Annotated in this window: 10 protein-coding genes; all 10 read right to left on the bottom strand. The window is 52.0% G+C overall.

What is annotated here, in order from left to right:
- Positions 1 to 401 precede the first annotated feature (401 nt).
- Positions 402 to 1,019, bottom strand: coding sequence for a 3-keto-disaccharide hydrolase (locus tag EHT25_RS07325; protein WP_229311454.1), 618 nt, complete (start codon positions 1,017 to 1,019; stop codon positions 402 to 404).
- Positions 1,020 to 1,154: 135 nt separating this feature from the next.
- Positions 1,155 to 2,351: a sialidase family protein gene (locus tag EHT25_RS07330; RefSeq protein WP_124872785.1), complete on the bottom strand. Its 1,197-nt coding sequence runs from the start codon at positions 2,349 to 2,351 to the stop codon at positions 1,155 to 1,157.
- Positions 2,352 to 2,399: 48 nt separating this feature from the next.
- A complete protein-coding gene (locus EHT25_RS07335) occupies positions 2,400 to 4,055 on the bottom strand; it encodes a RagB/SusD family nutrient uptake outer membrane protein (protein WP_124872787.1) in 1,656 nt (551 codons plus the stop codon).
- 31 nt (positions 4,056 to 4,086) lie between these two features.
- Entirely contained in the window at positions 4,087 to 7,380 is a 3,294-nt protein-coding gene (locus EHT25_RS07340; RefSeq protein ID WP_124872789.1) for a TonB-dependent receptor, read from the bottom strand.
- A gap of 240 nt (positions 7,381 to 7,620) precedes the next feature.
- The gene (locus EHT25_RS07345) at positions 7,621 to 8,697 is read right to left on the bottom strand and encodes a FecR family protein (protein WP_124872791.1); all 1,077 of its coding nucleotides are present in this window, start codon (positions 8,695 to 8,697) and stop codon (positions 7,621 to 7,623) included.
- A complete protein-coding gene (locus EHT25_RS07350) occupies positions 8,694 to 9,326 on the bottom strand; it encodes an RNA polymerase sigma factor (protein WP_124872793.1) in 633 nt (210 codons plus the stop codon). Before EHT25_RS07350 ends, EHT25_RS07345 begins: the two co-directional genes overlap by 4 nt.
- Positions 9,327 to 9,561: 235 nt before the next feature.
- Entirely contained in the window at positions 9,562 to 11,781 is a 2,220-nt protein-coding gene (locus tag EHT25_RS07355) for a hypothetical protein (protein ID WP_124872795.1), read from the bottom strand.
- A gap of 110 nt (positions 11,782 to 11,891) precedes the next feature.
- Positions 11,892 to 14,117, bottom strand: coding sequence for a hypothetical protein (locus EHT25_RS07360; RefSeq protein ID WP_124872797.1), 2,226 nt, complete (start codon positions 14,115 to 14,117; stop codon positions 11,892 to 11,894).
- Between the two features lie 45 nt (positions 14,118 to 14,162).
- The gene (locus tag EHT25_RS07365; RefSeq protein WP_124872799.1) at positions 14,163 to 15,347 is read right to left on the bottom strand and encodes a sialidase family protein; all 1,185 of its coding nucleotides are present in this window, start codon (positions 15,345 to 15,347) and stop codon (positions 14,163 to 14,165) included.
- Position 15,348: 1 nt separating this feature from the next.
- A complete protein-coding gene (locus tag EHT25_RS07370) occupies positions 15,349 to 16,404 on the bottom strand; it encodes a polysaccharide deacetylase family protein (protein ID WP_124872801.1) in 1,056 nt (351 codons plus the stop codon).
- Positions 16,405 to 16,517: the final 113 nt, after the last annotated feature.

Here is a 16,517-nt window from a genome sequence, read left to right on the forward strand (position 1 = left end):
TTTCTGGTAGAATGATCGGTTTGTTAATAAAATGCTACCAATTCACCAAAAAATAGCCTTACTGGCCCAACCTCAAATTACTACAAAAATTACCATCAAATTTACGTCCAGAAGGCATTTGTTACTAGAAAATTGTTTGTTTTTACTTATCTAATTGATTATTCGGAGAAAAATTGCAAAATCATAAGTAAAAACCGCTACTCACTCAACGGGATACTGGGTTTAATAAAACCACCACAAGGCGGTAATTTACTGATTCATGGGACGTTAATCGCTCAACCCTGAATCCATTTGGATGGGACATGGCCAAAAAAAAACGGCTCACGGCTGACAATGCCCCAAACCGTTTTACCGGTCAGACACGCTCAGCGTGAGCCCACTTTGCTCAACAAACCTGAAAATTACAATTCCCGAATTCGGATTCGACGGTACCAAACCCGGTCGCCGTGATCCTGCAACGCAAGGTGGCCCCGGGGAAATTTTCCCAGGCTCGTCCAGTTTTTGAACTTGCTGTCGCTGATTCGGCGGTCCCATTCCGGTCCGTCCAGCGCGTATTCGACAATCTTTCGGTTGTTCAGGTAATGTTCGGCTTTCCGCTGTTTCACCACAATCCGGGCTTTGTTCCATTGACCCGCCGGACGACAGGCCAGTGAATCCGAAGGGGCATACAGGTCAAACAGCGAACCCGCCCTGCGGTCAGCACCCTGTTTGGCGTTCGGATGTCGTTCGTTATCCAGCACCTGCATTTCCAGCCCGGTGACATCGGCGGTTTTAAACTCCGGCGCTTCGTGGACGTGGTAAATAATGCCGCTGTTGCCGCCTTCCGAAATCTTCCATTCCAGTTCCAGCTCAAAATCTTCGTATTCTTTATCGGTCAGCAGGTCACCCGCGCCTTTTTCGGTCAGGACAATGCAATGGTCTTCCACCTTCCATTTCGGCGATGCTTCCGATTTGAGGTAACTGTGCCAGCCCGCCAGTGATTTTCCGTCAAACAGCGTGATCCACTTTGATCTTCCCAAATTCGCCGGTTTGCCGGAGCAACTGATCAATTGGATCAAAACAAGGACAAGTCCAGCGTGAAATATTGATTTACAAGCCATTGATCGATCGTATTTTAAAGATTGGAACGCGACCCGGCCGCGTTCCCATTCAAATTAAGGATTAACCCGGGTGATGACCAAATTTGGAGCGTTTCCTTTGACGACATCTTCCTCCCGAAACCGGGTGTACAGAATATCTTTGGCTCCACTCCGGTCGCGGTCGAAGGTCACGTGAATGGTCCCATCGCGGGTTTGGTCCATATCCGGATACGAAACCTTCTCGCGGCTGTCGAGCAGGAGTTTGTGCGGCCAGGTTTTTCCGCCGTCGGAAGACAGAAACGCCGTCATGTTGTTGCGGGTTTTGCTGTTGTTCAGGATCAGCAACAGCTTGCCCGACCGGAGTTTGCCAATGTAAAACCGGCTGGACGTCGTTGGCCCGGTTGCCGTGAACGGTTCGAGCGTGGACCAGGATTTGCCAAAATCGTTACTTTTTGAACTGTAGATACCTCTCTTGGTCCGAACGAGGCAAAGCAATTCCCCTTTGTCGGAGGTCTGAACAACCTGGTGTTCGTCGAAGGTCCGCATGCTGTCGGGCAAAACCGGGACAAAACCGTAGGGTTCGACGCTAGTAATCCGGCGGGCTTTTTTGCTGAAATCAAAGCGGTGAACGAAGGTTCCATCGGGGATATACCCGGGTTCCTGCGAATGATCCTTGCCGAGTTGCCAGACAGAAACCGGAAACAGCGCCATGTCCTTTTGCGGAATGTAAACCGGTTTGTTCATCATTACGCCGTACGAAATCAGCCGGGGTTGTTCGTAAACCACCTTCGAACCGTTCCACGACAGCGGGATGGCATTGACGCCTTCCTTCAGATCCCAGTGTTTGTTGTCCATCGAAACGGCATAGAACAGCCAGACCTGCTCGTTTTTGTCACGCCAGAGAACCGGGTCAAAAAACCGGGTGGTCGAATCTTTCGGGTAAATCACTAGCTGGTCGTTTTTCCAGGTTTTGCCATTGTCGAGACTCACCGCCAGCGTGACGTAATTGCCCGGCCCTTCACCCTTCCCGCCCGTATACCAGACAAGGTAAATCTGTTTCCCATCGGCCGAGGCCGCAATGGACGAAACCAGCTCGTGCTGCCGGTTTTTGATGCGCGGATCGTTGACGGGTTGTTCGAGAATAACGCCTGCCGTGGCCCGACGGGCGTCGGTTTTGGTTAAATCCGTTTGAGCCTGGGCTGCGGTCAGACCCAACGCCAAAACCGGCAAAAGTTTAGTGTAGATGGATCGAAAAAAGGAGAAGGATATCATTCGGTTTGAGAATTCAATGTTGGAGTTGCGGTTTGTGTTTGCCCGGTTTTAGTACCCCGGATTTTGTTCGAGTTTGGCGCTGAAATTGGCATCGATCGCGGTTTGCGGAATCGGGAAGAACTCGTGGTAATTCTGGATGCTGCTGCGGGTGTCTTCGCGCATGTTGTATTTGCGGGTTCGTTCCACCAGCTTGCCCATCCGAATCAACGTCCGGCGACGCGGTTCTTCGGCAATCAGTTCGCGCGCCCGCTCGTCGAGGATGTAATCAATCGTAACGCTGCTGGCCCCTACCGGTTTGGCATTGGCCCGCGCCCGAACCACGTTGATATCGGCGGCTGCTTTGGCCAGATCACCCTTCCGGAAATTGGCTTCGGCCCGCAGCAGGTAAGTATCTGCCAACCGGTACACCATGAAATCCGAGAAAGTCCTTCCTGTCGTGTTATTGCCCGATTTTCCGACTTTCCCTTCAATTTTGCGGAGGGTTGGAAACAGGTTCTGCATCGTATCGATCCGCGTGGTTTTGGCCTCAACGGGTTTTCGGAAATAAGCCGATGCGGGATTGGTGTAATACATCGTCCGGCGGATGTTATGGGGCGAATTCCGCATGTCGTTGCTCCAGTTTCCTTCCCAGAGATTATACAGAAAATAGGTGGTTGGTCGGGTCAGGCCCACTCCGCGCCCCAGACTGTCTACGATGATCATCCCGGCTTTTCCGTCCGGATCACGCAGGTTGATGTACCACGGCCCCCAGCCGCGCAGGATGTTGTTCCCGGCCGTTCCACCCTGCCCGCCGGGCGTCTGATCCTCAAATTGCCAGACATAGATTGACTCCAGATTACCCGAACTCCGGTTTTGATTTCCGAGTTTGAACAGGTCCGAATACGGATCACCAGGCAGGTCTTTTTCACTGCCAAATCGGGCGTTCATGAGTTTATACAGGCCGGAATCGATTACGCGCGAGGCACTGGCAACCGCTTTGTCGTGTTCGCCCAAACTCATGTAAACCTCCGTCAGCAGGTGGTCGGCGGCTGCTTTCACAATCCGGCCTTCCTGGCTCTTCTCCACCGTTGCGGGCAACCACTGCGACGCAAACTCCAGGTCGGCCCGGGCCGATTCGTAGACCTGTTTCCGGCTGTTGCGGACAAAATCCGTCTTGGGACCCGTATAAATCGTGTCCACAATCGGCACCCCGCCGTAGAGATTCGCCAGCGCGTTGTGCGTGTAGGCCCGAAAAAACCGGGCTTCGGCAATGATGGCGTTCTTTTCGGCTTCACTGGTCCAGATGCCCTTCAACTCCGGTTTGTTGGCGTAAACGATGATTGTATTGGCCCGCACCAGCATCAGTTTGTACGCCCACATCCAGTATTTGGTCACGGTATTGGCCGCTGGCGTCAGGTACGTGACATAGTTGCGAAACGGGCGGGCGTCTTCCTGACCGGTGGTCGCAATGTCGGTTCCGCTGTGCAACGTAAAATAATAATCGTGATTGTCTTCATAGGACAGTTCTTCGCGAGCAGCCTGGTGCAGCGCCGTGAGGTAGTTGTCAAAACCGGCCTTGGACGTCAGAACGACGTCGGAACTGAGGGACGCCAGCGGTTTTTCATCCAGAAAATTATCCTTACAGGCCACCAGCCAGAGACTCAGGATCAGCAAACTTCCCAGGCCGAAAACCGCCTGGCAATAACGCGTGATGATTCGTTTCATCTTCGTATTCATGTTGGAAGGGTCAGGAGGGTTAAAAACCGGCATTGATGCCTAAGGTGATTGAGCGCGAAGTCGGGTAAAAATCACCCGGACTTGTATAGCCGCTTTCCGGATCGGGGCCAATCCACTTGGTAAACGTGTGGAGGTTTTTGCCACTCAGGAATACCCGCAAATTCGACAGTTTAGCTTTGTTAGTCAGCGTTTTAGGCAAATCGTACGTCAGGGCTATATCCTGAATCCGGACAAAACTCCGGCTGTAATAATACCCGTGGCCGTACGGATTGGGATAAACAATCGAGGGTCGTGTGTTCGATTTGTTCGCAGCAGTCCACCAACCGGCATCGATCATGTTCAGCGGACGGTGCGGGTAATTGCCCCCCGAAACGCTGTAATCCACGGAGTTGAAGCTCGAAATCCAGCCCTGCATGGCGTTCAGGAAAACCGAAAGCGATAGGTTGCCGTAGCGAAACGTATTGGTAACACCCCAGCGGTATTTCGGCTGACCGGTCTGGCCGATGATGGTCCGGTCGCTGGCGTCAATTTTCTTGTCGCCGTTCCGATCTTGCAGTCGGACAAAACCGGGTTTGTAACCTGTTGGCAATTCGTCGCCTTCCTGGTAAATCCCGTCGAATACGTAATCGTAGGCCACGTTAACCGGCTGTCCGATAAACCAGCGGTTTCCCAGGTCGTCGTCCTCCTTGCCGTCGCCGTTGGTATCCGATTGATAGAGGTGAACAATCTTGTTTTTGTTGGTCGAAAAAACCAGATCGGTGCTCCACTCAAACTTTCCCTTCCGGAGATTGACCGAATTGAGGGTCAGTTCCAGCCCTTTGTTGCTGGTGGCACCCAGATTCGTCCAGACAAAATCATAACCGGTCATGGTAGGCAACGAACGCCGGACGAGCAGGTTGCGGGTGTTCATTTTGTACAGCTCGATGGTGCCGCCCAGCCGCCTGCGAAACAGGTTGAAATCCAGCGCTGCATTTCCGGTGTACGTCGTCTCCCACTTCAGGTTCGCGTTCGCCATGTTCGAAGGATAAATTCCCAGGGAAGATGAGCCGCCATCGCCGTAGACATAGCGTGTCGTGGTGGAAAGACTCAGTGATTGATACGCATTAATGGCCTGGTTCCCAACGGCTCCGTACGAAAGCCGGAGTTTCAACATATCAATAAAGGACAGTTTTTTCAGAAAGGACTCGTCGGACACTATCCAGGCCAGGGAGCCCGACGGAAAAACCGCATACTTGTTATTGGCTGCAAAAACCGAGCTGCCGTCGCGCCGGGCCGTCAGTGTCAGGAGGTATTTGTTCTTGAATCGGTAGTTCAGCCGGGCCATCGACGAAACCCCATCCGCTGCACTCGCGGTCGAAGTGTTGGTCAGCAGGTCGCCCAGGCCGAGATCGTTCCAGCCAATGGCGTCCGACGAAAGCCGGGTCGAATTGGCGGTGGTCGATTCAAAACCGAGGTGATTCCGTCCGTAGAGCAGCGTCACATCAAACGCATGATTCGGATTGATCTGGTGGTTATAAGTCAGGATATTTTCCAGCACCCAGTCGAAATCTTCCCGGTTAAACTTGCTGGCGCTGGTGTTATTAGTCGCCAGCATGTGCCGGTCCTGCCGGACAAAGTTGTAGTTGTGCTGCCAGCGGTAATTGGGCGAATAGTTCAGCCGGTACGAAAGTCCTTCCAGAAAAGGCGCATTCAGAAGCGCGTAGAAGTTGGTAAACAGGTTGTTATAAATTTCCTCATTTTTGGTCAGCAACGCCATCCGGGTCGGGGTCAGCGGAATCTGGTCTTCGGCAATGACATACCAGGTCGGTTCGCCATCGTCGTAATACCAGGTGCCGTAAGGCGTCGAGTAATAAGCCGCCGACAAATCCGCTTCCTTCCCGGACAAATCACGGCGGATGTAGGTCGAATTCAGGCCGACGGTCAGCCAGTTGGTCACCTGGTTTTCAATGTTGGCCCGCAACGAAAGACGCTTCTGGTTGTCGTTGAAAATCAGGCCCTGCTCGTTGGCCATCGAGGCCGAAAGGTAATAATTGGTCAGCCTGGTGCGCCCCGACAGGCTCAGGTCGTAGGAACTGATACGCCCCTGCTGCGACACCCCTTTCCACGGATCGACGATCCGGCCCGCTTTGTAATTGACCAGTTCGGAGGTGGTCAGGTAATCGGTGATTTTGGCCGGATCAGCTTCCAGGCCATTCTGCGTCCGGACGTCCAGCGTTTTTTGCAAGTAGCGATCGGGCGTCAGGAGGTTGACTTTGTAACTCCAGTCCGATAGTCCGTAAAAGGCATTCACCCGAATGGTCGGTTTTTCTGTATTGCCTCGCTTAGACGTAATCAGAATGACGCCATTGGCCGCCCGCGCCCCGTAAATAGCCGCCGAACTGGCATCTTTCAACACTTCCATCGATTCGATGTCGTTCGGATTGAGGTCGGCCAGACTGCCATTGAAAAAAATCCCGTCCACCACAATCAGTGGATTGTTACCACCGCTCAGCGATCGGGGCCCCCGAATCAGGATATTCCCGTTCTGACCCGGTCGGCCATTGTCGGTGAACTGCACCCCGGCCACCCGCCCCCGCAGCGATTGTGCCACGTTGGTATTCGGGAGATTTTCGGTTTGCGTCATGTCTACCTTCGTAACCGAACCGGTTACATTTCGCCGGGATTGCGTTCCGTAGCCCACGACCACGATTTCTTCCAGTGCTTTGGTATCTACTTTCAGCGTGATGGCGATCGTCGACTGATTTCCAACCGCTACCTCCTGCGAGAGGTAACCTACAAAAGAGAAAACCAGGGTTGTGTTCCTGTCCGGAATCGTGATGCTGAACTTTCCATCGGAGTCCGTCGTAGTCCCCCGCGTGGTTCCTTTCAACAGGATACTGACACCAGGCAGCGTTGCACCGTTCTCATCCGAAACCGTCCCGCCCACACTCCGGTCGGCAACTTCAACGTTTGGGGTTCGTCGGGCGGATTCTTCGGGCGACGGTGGAGGGAAAGGCTGCTGACTTAACACAATCTGACTGCCAACCACCCGGTAATTGATGTTGAGCGGTTTTAAAACGGATTCCAATACTTCCCGAACGGACTGATTCTGAATGCGAACCGAGGTCCGGCGTTCGGCCTGAATCGCTTTGGGGCTATACATAAACTTCACATCGGCTTCGCTTTCGATTCGAGTCAAAACCGATTTCAGTGATTTATCTTCGATCCGAATCGTAATCCGTTTTTCCAGCACATCCTGAGCCGGTGATTCGATCGCGTACGCCAAACTCACACAGAACACCGCCAGCAACAATTGGGTAAAAGATATTCTCATGACTCTCCGAAGCAACTCATGTGGTTGTAAGGGTTTTTCCATACATTTGAAGGGCTTAAAAAGCTGTTTTTGAACAATTGTAGAAAGGTTGGGCAAAAGCAATCCCGTTCACCTGATTGCAGGCGGTTCGCAGCCGTTTCGGGATCAATGGGGTCAGTGGTGTTCGCAGCACTACTGGCCTTTTTAGTAGAAGAGAAGAGAAATTAAATCATAGGCAAGTCGTTGAAATAGAATATCTTGTCATTTACATCCCCTGCCGTAAATTACCACCTGGCCATCGACAACTTCGTATCGTGCCTGGATGGTCTCGCAGACTAAGGTCAGTTTTTCGTAAAAAGAACCGTTCGTTAAAGTGCCGGTCAGGTTACAGTCTTTGAGTAAATCCGGGTCAAAAATCATTTTAACACCATACGATTTTTCGAGGGATGAAAAAACCGTCGGTATTGGGGTTTCCGAGAACTCCAGGGGCTGATTATCCGCGGGTTTGCTGAGCATGACCGGTTTTTCGACGAGTGTTTTGACCAATCGATCATCGGCCTTCACAAAAACGGCCTGTTGATTGGGGGTCAGAATGATTTCGTCGGAAAGCGTCGGACGGGTTGCCTGTCCGGCAGTTTGTTTGAAAACCGTCACCTTTCCCGTCCGAACGGCAACAGAAACATTCGCGTCTGCGTCGTAGGCCTTAATCCGAAAGCTGGTGCCCAGCACTTTGGTCACCACATTCCCGGTGTACACCAGAAACGGCTTTTCCGGATTTTTGGTCACCTGAAAAAATGCCTCGCCGGTCAATTGCACTTCGCGCTTCACGTTTCCAAAACCGGTTTTAATCAGCAATCGGCTGGCTGGTTCCAGAATGACCTCGCTCCCGTCGGAAAGCCGGATCGTTTTGGGGGAAGGCGTTGAATTGAACTCTTCCCGCTGTTGTTCAGAATCAACCCGATTGGAAAGGGTTTTCGGCCTGCCAGATGGGAAACCATTCCACCAAAAACCGTAACCAATTCCTGCCACTACCACCAGCATAGCGGCAAATTGAACCCAGCGGTTTTGGAAAAAAGGAGGTTTAAATACCGGCGTCTCGATGCCCGACAGAATCTGCGCGATAGCGGTTTCAACCTCAGCGGGATCAGTAGGGGCAGATTCGATGCGCAGGGCGACGACCAGCGATTTGGCCTGCTCCAGTGTGTCGTATTGCTCAGGATGTGTGGCCCGCCAGGTGGTCCAGAAGGTGTCGTCAGCGGGCAACTGGCCCAACGCCCACTTCCGGAAATAGGGGTCCTGCACGAAGTCATCGGGCTGGTAGTGCGAATAATTTTTCATGGATTGAGGGCCGAAAAAACCGCCACGACAACCGTCATAAACCAGTTTTTTCGAAGTAGTTTGAGGGATTCATACACCAGATTGACGGCCGAATGGTAATTGATGGCCATTACCCGGGCAATGTCGTCATACTCCATTTCCTGAAAAAACCGCAGGTAAATAGCTTCCCGCTGGCGTTTGGTCAGTTTGTCGAGATGAACCCGGAGCCGTTTCAGGTCTTCGTGCTGAACTTCGTTGTTGATCAGGTACGACTCGATGGTAAACTGAACTTCAAAGGCGTAGTCGTTGGTTACTTCATCGGCTTCCCGAAACCAGCGCAACCGTTTGGTTTCCCGCACCAATTTCCGGCGCAGCGACGTCAGCAGATACGGTTTCAGCATTCGCACGTCGTCGAGTCCCTCCCGCTGGTTCCAGAGTTCGATGAACAAATCGTGCAAACAATCTTTAACAAACTCCCGATCGCGCTGAAAACGAACGCCATAATTGAGCAACAACGGGTAATAGAGATTCAGTAATTTGGCAAAAGCGTTCCGATCTCCCTGTTTGAAGGATTGCCAGAGCGCGTACTCTTGTCCACTTTCCGGCAAAAGGGACGAGTCCTGCCAGTTAAAAAGGTTGGGTTTAGGCATATGAACAGGTGCGTTTCAGGCAACAGCCTGCTTTACAAGCAAAACATAACTTTCCTACTTCATACTGGTAAGAGGCATGAAATAGGAATTTGTCCTGAAAAAAAATGAAAATAGTTCGGTGAAGGGAAAAAAAAGTTTCGCGGAGTTAAGCGGAGAGAAAAGGAGTTAAGCAGAGAAAAATAACTCTGCTTAACTCCTTTTCTCTCCGCTTAACTCCGCGAAACAACTTCTCTTTTTATTTCACCGGCGCAGAGATTACTCCAAGATACCGTCCCATCCAGTAGGGTAACAGGAACGAATCACCGGCGCTGAGTTCGCTCATGCCGTTGTGGCCGGGCCGGTCGAGTTTGAAGAGGTTGCGGTTGTGCTTGAGTTCGGGCCGCTCGTCGGGTGGTAAAACAAGGGTGGTGGTTTGTTCCCGAAAGTTTTCCGGCACAAAATCGAGGTCTTTGCGGTGGCTGTTCATCACGCTCCACTCGATCATGTCGAGCGGAAATTCCTGCAAATGCCAGACGGTTTCGTCTAAATCGAAGGTCTTGGCACCGGTCATGGCGTAACAGAGGTTCCAGAGGCTGTTTTTCTCCGGTCGTTCAAACTCCCAGTGTTCCCTGATCGTTGCTCCAAATTTGGCTTGCAGTTCCTTGTCGAACGCATACGGATACAGGCACCAATAGGCCAGAAAATACATTTCGTCGTCAGAGTGGTTCCATTCTTTGGAGAGCATTTTGGCCCATTCAGTGGCGTTGGGCGGGGTTTTGCCAATTTCGCCCATCGGCCGCATCAGGTTTTCGAGGTAGCCGTGTTTTTCCATCAACTCATACGCCTTCTCTTTGTAAACCGGTTTTTTGGTGAAATGATAAGCCGCCTGCAAAAACGCGATGATGTTGGATGAGTTGATTTTCCGATCGCCGACCATCGTTGGAAAACCGTTCACATAATCCGGGTGCCACTTGGCCCAAAGCGTCGGTTTGCCGTCAAAATCAATCAGATACCAGTTGTTGTTGATGATGTTGGTCATCAGTTTATCGATCAGGTCAATGGCCCGTTTCCGCGTTTCGCCTTCGGTCAGCCCGGCAATTTGGGTCAGGGCAAAAAACTGCCCAACGGTCTGGTCGCTGCTGGTGGTTCCGCGCCAGTCCCAGTTGCCCTCTTTGGCGTGGGTCCAACCGTTGGTCAAACCGCCGTCCCATTTTTCCGGTTTAAACTTAAAGTAACCTTTTCGTTCAAAACCGCGCGCAAAATAGCCGGGCATGCTCGTGATGGTAAAAAGCCGCTCCATCGCTTCAAACGATTCCAGCCAGTTCTGCAACGCTTCCGGATCGCCGGTTACTTTGTATCGATACAACTGGCTCACCAGGTACATGGCCGTCCAGAGGTTGTCGCTGTCGCGTTGTCCCATTTCAAAGGTGGACAAATCACCGTTTTTCAGCGTCGAAACATCGCAGTTAAAACCGTAGCGAATGTGCCGTTGCCGAACCTGTTTTTCGTACATCAGGGCTTTATCGTTCAACGTCATCTCCCGAAACTGGATTTCGCCCAAGCCTTTATTGGTCAGAATCAGGACGGTTTTTCCTTCGCCTTCTGAAATATGAATAATCCGATTTCCCGGCACCCAGCGTTCGCCGTAATAATAATTGAACTTGCCATCCGGGCGAAGCATGAAAGCCCCCAGATTCGACCCAAACCAGATGTTGCCGTGAACGTATGCAATGGTGGTCAGATTCGTAACCGGGAGTCTTTTCTGAATGCTTCCGACGGTCTTGTTCTGAACCGGATCGAAAACCAGATAGCCGTCGCGTGTTCCGAGGTAAAGTTCATTTTTCACGAGCGCAAAACACGTCAGCCCTGGTTGACGCAAGGCCATCCTTAATCTATTATCAGACAACGAAAGCAAGCTGAGTGACTGATCACCCAGAATCCAAAACTGGTTTTTGGCCTCATCGAACAGAATGTCTTTTACCTTGTCATTGGTCAGTTTACCAGTCCAGACAACGGTTGAATCCTGAAGCAATTTCAATGTACTTCCGTCCGAAACCAGGTACGCAAACCGGTCGGTTCCGGGGCAGAAAATACGGGCTTTCGGCAAACCGTGCCGGGCCAGCAGCTTCCCGGCCCAGGCATTACTGAGTACGGTTTGATCATCCAGGTAGACAAATTGATTCTGGTGAATGCCCAGACTCGCCAGCTTTTTGTCGGCCATCGGTCGGTAGGCCCGAACGGGCTCCAGCGTCCCCGGATACTGAAACTGGCCGCCAGATGGTTGCAGCAGCCCTTTCGACGACAGAATCTGAATGGCGCCATTGCGGTCGGCAACTACTTTAGACAAAACCGTTGTCGTGTCTTTCAGATAATGCTTGACGCTGTAGTCCTGAACGTATGGAACATCCTGATAAACTGAAGTTTGCGCATACAGCACTTCAGTTGACAAGGCTATGAGAAGTAAAAGTTTTTTCATATGTCCGGTTAAAAAGTTATTTCGCAGCGTTAAGCGGAGTAGGTCAGAGTTAACAGAGAAATCTCCGCTTCACTCTTTTTCTCTGTTTAACTCTGCGAAACAATTTCTTTTTATTTGACCACAATCGGTGCCGAGATCACGCCCAGATACCGGCCCATCCAGTAGGGCAACAACCAGATGTCGCCCGCACTGTGTTCCGAGCCGCCACTGCGTCCTTGCCGATCCAGGGTAAACATGTTGCCATTATGCCGTTGAATGGGTCGCTCGTCGGGTGGGAGAACTTCTTTGGTCGTTTGCCGCCGGAAGTTTTCCGGTATCAATTCGATGTCCTTGCGGTGGCTGTTGTGCACTGACCAGTCGATGAGATCCAATGGATGTTCCTGCAAATACCAGACAGCTTCTTTCAAATCGAAGTCCTTTGTACCCGTCAAGGCCGTGAAAATGTTCCAGGCTCCTTCCTTCTCAGGGCGTTCGGCCTGCCAGTGATCGATGATCTGTTGTTTATATTTTGTTTTCAGCGTATCGTTAAAAGCATACCGGTATAATCCCCAGTACCCGACGAAATACATCTCATCGTCGGAGTGATTCCAGCCGTCCGACATGTGTTTGGCGTGTTCATCTGCGTCCGCCGGTGCTTTCCCAATGGCCTGCATCGAGCCCATCATGTTGGTCAGGTAACCGTGTTTCTGCATCAGCTCAAACGCCTTCTTTTTGTACTTTTCCTTTTTTGTAAAATGATAGGCGGTTTGAAGCATGGCCACAATGTTCGACGAATTCAGCTTCCGATCGCCCACATTTGGCGGAAACGAATTGACATAAGCCGGATTCCACTTGCCCCATTGCGTCGGTTTTCCGTCGAAGTCGATGAGGTACATGTCGTGCGTAATGATGTGGTTCATCAGGGTGTCGATGAGCGTAATGGCACGGCCTTTCAGGTCTTTGTCGGGTATCAATTCGGCCATCGCACCAAACGCAAAAATGTGACCGATGACCTCATCGCTGCTGGTCGTCGATTTCCAGTCCCACTCCTTGTCTTTGGCGTGTTGCCACCGTTCCGAGTCGGAAAGCTCCTTGATGTGACCGCTGCGTTCGAAGGACCGGGCCGGAAAACCGGGAACCGGCGTGATGGTATAAAGTCGCTCCATGGCGTCGAGCGACTCCCGGCAGTTTTGCAGCGCTTCGGGATCCTTCGTCACGGCGTAGCGGAAAATTTCACCGCCCAGATACATCGAGGTCCATAAACCGTCGTTGTCCGAGTCTTCCAGAAAACCGGTCGACAAATTGCCTTTTTCCATGCGGTCGAGCGTTGAATTGAATCCCACCCGAATGTGACGACTCCGCACTTGCTGATCAAAAAAAACGGCTTTATCGTGCAGGGTCATCTGCTTGAAAACAATCTGGCCCAAACCAGCCTGCGTCAGAATCAAGACCGAGTTTTTCGGGCCTTTCGAAATATTTGTAACCACGTCACCGGGCAACCAGCGTTCGCCAGCGTAATAATCGAACTTTCCATCCCTGCGCAGCGCAAAAGCGCCTTTTGTCGACCCGAACCATAGCTTGCCGTCGACCTCCGAAACCGCCGTGATCTCGGTCCAGGGAAGTTTCTGGTGAATCGCTCCGACCTGCTTTTTAGTAGCCACATCGAATTCGACGTAGCCGTTGTTCGTTCCAATGATTGCCTTTTTGCCCTGAGCGGCTAAATCAAAGGCCGTAAAACCGGTTCCGTCCAGCACTTTTGTCAGCCTGGGCGTCGCAACGGATAGCGTGTTCAACGACTTTTTGCCCAGAATCCAGAACAGATTGGCACCCGGCTGATACCGAACCCCTACTACTTCATCGCCCGGCAAATCGCCTTTCCAGACGGTTTTGGAATCTTTGACCAAACTCGCCGACGATCCGTCGGAAACGAGAAACGTAAAGTCCGGACCCGCCTGGAAAAATTTGGCATTCGGCAGGTTGTGTTCCGAAAAAAGTTTACCTGCCCAGGCATTGCTGAAAACCACCTTGTCGCTGAGGTAGACAAACTGCTGGTGGTATTCGCCCAAAGCCGCTAGCTTTTTATCCTTCATAAACCGGTATGTGTTGTCGGGCTGCAAGGTGCCGGGATACAAAAACTGGCCGTCGTGCGGGTGCAGGAGTTCTCCTTTGGAAGTCAGGATCTGAATGGCTCCGTTGCGGTCGGCATGGGCATGTAGCAGGTCGCCGGTGGATTTGTCGGAGTAATATTTGATGCTGTAATCCTGCCAATATGGTTTGTCCTGGTAAACCGGCTGCGACTGGGCGTAGCAGATGGCGGAAGTTAAGGCTAAGAAAATAATGAAAATTGAGGTTCGCATGAGAATTGGGGTTGTATATACTGAATGGGAAGCTGTGTGGACGGGTTACTGGCCAATTTTTGCGGGATCGACCACGACATATTTAATCGAATTCTGTCCTTTGCCGAGGTGATACGAATACGTCAGGTGAATGTGCCCGCCCGGCGCCTGAATCATCGACGGATACGAAAAACCGCCTTCGCCCTTCTGTTTATCTTCAATGCGGTTTTTCCATTTCCAGGTTTTTCCCTCATCGTCGGAGAGAAACAGGCTCAGCCGGTAGCGGCCATCGTCGATATCATTCCCGAAAAAGGCCCACCGGCCATCCCGAAGACGAAGCAATTCGACACTGGCGGTATTCGGAATGTCCGATTTCACGGTTGCGGTCCAGCTTTCGCCCTGGTCTTTCGATTCGCTGATGTGAACGCGGCTGGGTTGGTCGCCACTGTCGCGCATGTAAGCCACAACGGTACCATCGTTCCGCCGGGCGAGTGCGGGCTGAATCGGGCCGCGACCCACAATCGGCAGGCTTGGTCGCCAGGTGGTTCCGTCGTCATCCGAAATCGCCACCATCGACAGATTCAATCCGTCGGAATAGAGCGGCAACAGAATCCGGCCGTTGTCGAGTTGCAGCGGTTTGATGCGCGTCATCCAGCCAAAGCTGCGTTTCCGGAGATCACGACTGGCTTCGACAATCATATCGTCGTATTTGGGCGCGTATTCGGCCCAGCCCGCTGGATTTTCCGGTAACTGCTTCATTTTTAAAGCGACTTCCTTAGCAAACCGGTCATCGGGTTTGAGTAGCATATTGTCCTGCCAGTTCCAGACGGGCGCACCGGTTTTGGTATAATCGACAGCGGTTTTAAATCGCAGAATCGAGTTCTCCCAGCGATTGGCCTGGACGGCAATCCAGACCAGGAACAGCTTGTTTTGCCGGTTGAGAAAAAGAACGGGATTACAGTCCGGCAAACCGGGTGTGTCGGCCATTAAAAACGGAGCGCTCCAGCTTTTCTGGCCTTTGACCAGCCGGGCGCCCATGATGCGCACATCGTCCGCCGAACGTTCCCCACTCCCCTGAAACCAGGCCGCCAGAAAATCGCCGTTCGGCAATGCCACGACGCTGCTGCCGTGAACATGTTCGTTCTGGTACGGAAAAATCAACTCTTCCCGAACCACCGTTGCAGTAGACTGTGCCAGCAATGCATTGGCTGACAGCATGATAAAACACAAAAACAGGCTCCGTTTTTTCATGCTATTCTTTGACGGCCTTCCGACGCTGCATCAGTTCGCGCCAGGTGGTCAGCACAATGCCTTGTGATTCAATAAATGCTTTCAGATCCGGGTCCATCATCGACAGCATATCCGCGTAGCGCGAACCACCCGAACCGCTGATGAATTTGAAGGTGTCGTTCTGCTCGTTGCTGTGGATAATGATCATGGCAACACCCGGTTTCATTTTGGTCAGGATTTCCTTAAATCGCTGGGTTTTGTATTTTCCCCAGGCCTCCGGCGTCGGGTTCGGCGTGTCTTTCGGTTTCCACTGACCGGTGTCGGCATACAGATCGTCGAGGACGGGCAAACCGGCTTTCCAGATTTTTGCGCCAATGGCCGGGGCCTGTTTCAGCGATTCCGGAATAGGCAAGTTCATGCCTTCCCTGTACTTGCCTTCCGCTTTCAGTTTGTCGATCACCGGCTGAATTTCGCTGTCGACCAATAAAGTATTGTTGCCGCCGGGAAACATGACCGGAATGCCGTAATCAACGCCGACTTTGATGTATTTTTCCAGAAAAGCCGGGGTGGCAAACAGCGTTCCCATGTGCGAATCGAGGTGCGTCGGCTTCAGTCCCATTTTGATGGCCCGGTCGATCTGCGCCCGCATCTCCGTCTCCAGTTCGTCGGGTTTGCCGTTCTTCACCACATCGGCCACCTCCGGCCAGAGGGCACCTTCGTTGTCGGTCAGGCTGGGGACCTGCTTGATTCCGGCCAGGGGCGACCAGCGATAATCTTTCCACTCGGAGGTGAGCGTCAGGTGAATACCGGCGTCGATGGCTGGATTTTTCAGGACGTATTTGATAAAGCTGGCCGACCAGGCGCAGGGCATCATGATGCTGGTGGAGGTGGCCACTCCCTGCTCGATGGATTTGATCGTTCCCTGATTGGCAGTCAGGTACATCCCGGCGTCGTCGACGTGAAAAATGACGATTTTCTTGCCTTTCGGGTAGCCGAGCTTTTCGGCATACGTCGTCTGCGCCTGCGCGGATGCGGTAGTAAGCGTTGTGATCAGTAAAAGTGCTTTTAGCTTGTTCATAGATTTAAAGAAATTGTTTCGCGGAGTTCAGCGGAGAAAAGGGAGTTACGCAGAGATTTTTTTACTCCGCTTATCTCTTTTTTTACTCTGCTCGACTCCGCTAAATAATTCAA

The sequence above is a fragment of the Larkinella rosea genome, assembly GCF_003858635.1.
Lineage (GTDB): Bacteria > Bacteroidota > Bacteroidia > Cytophagales > Spirosomataceae > Larkinella > Larkinella rosea.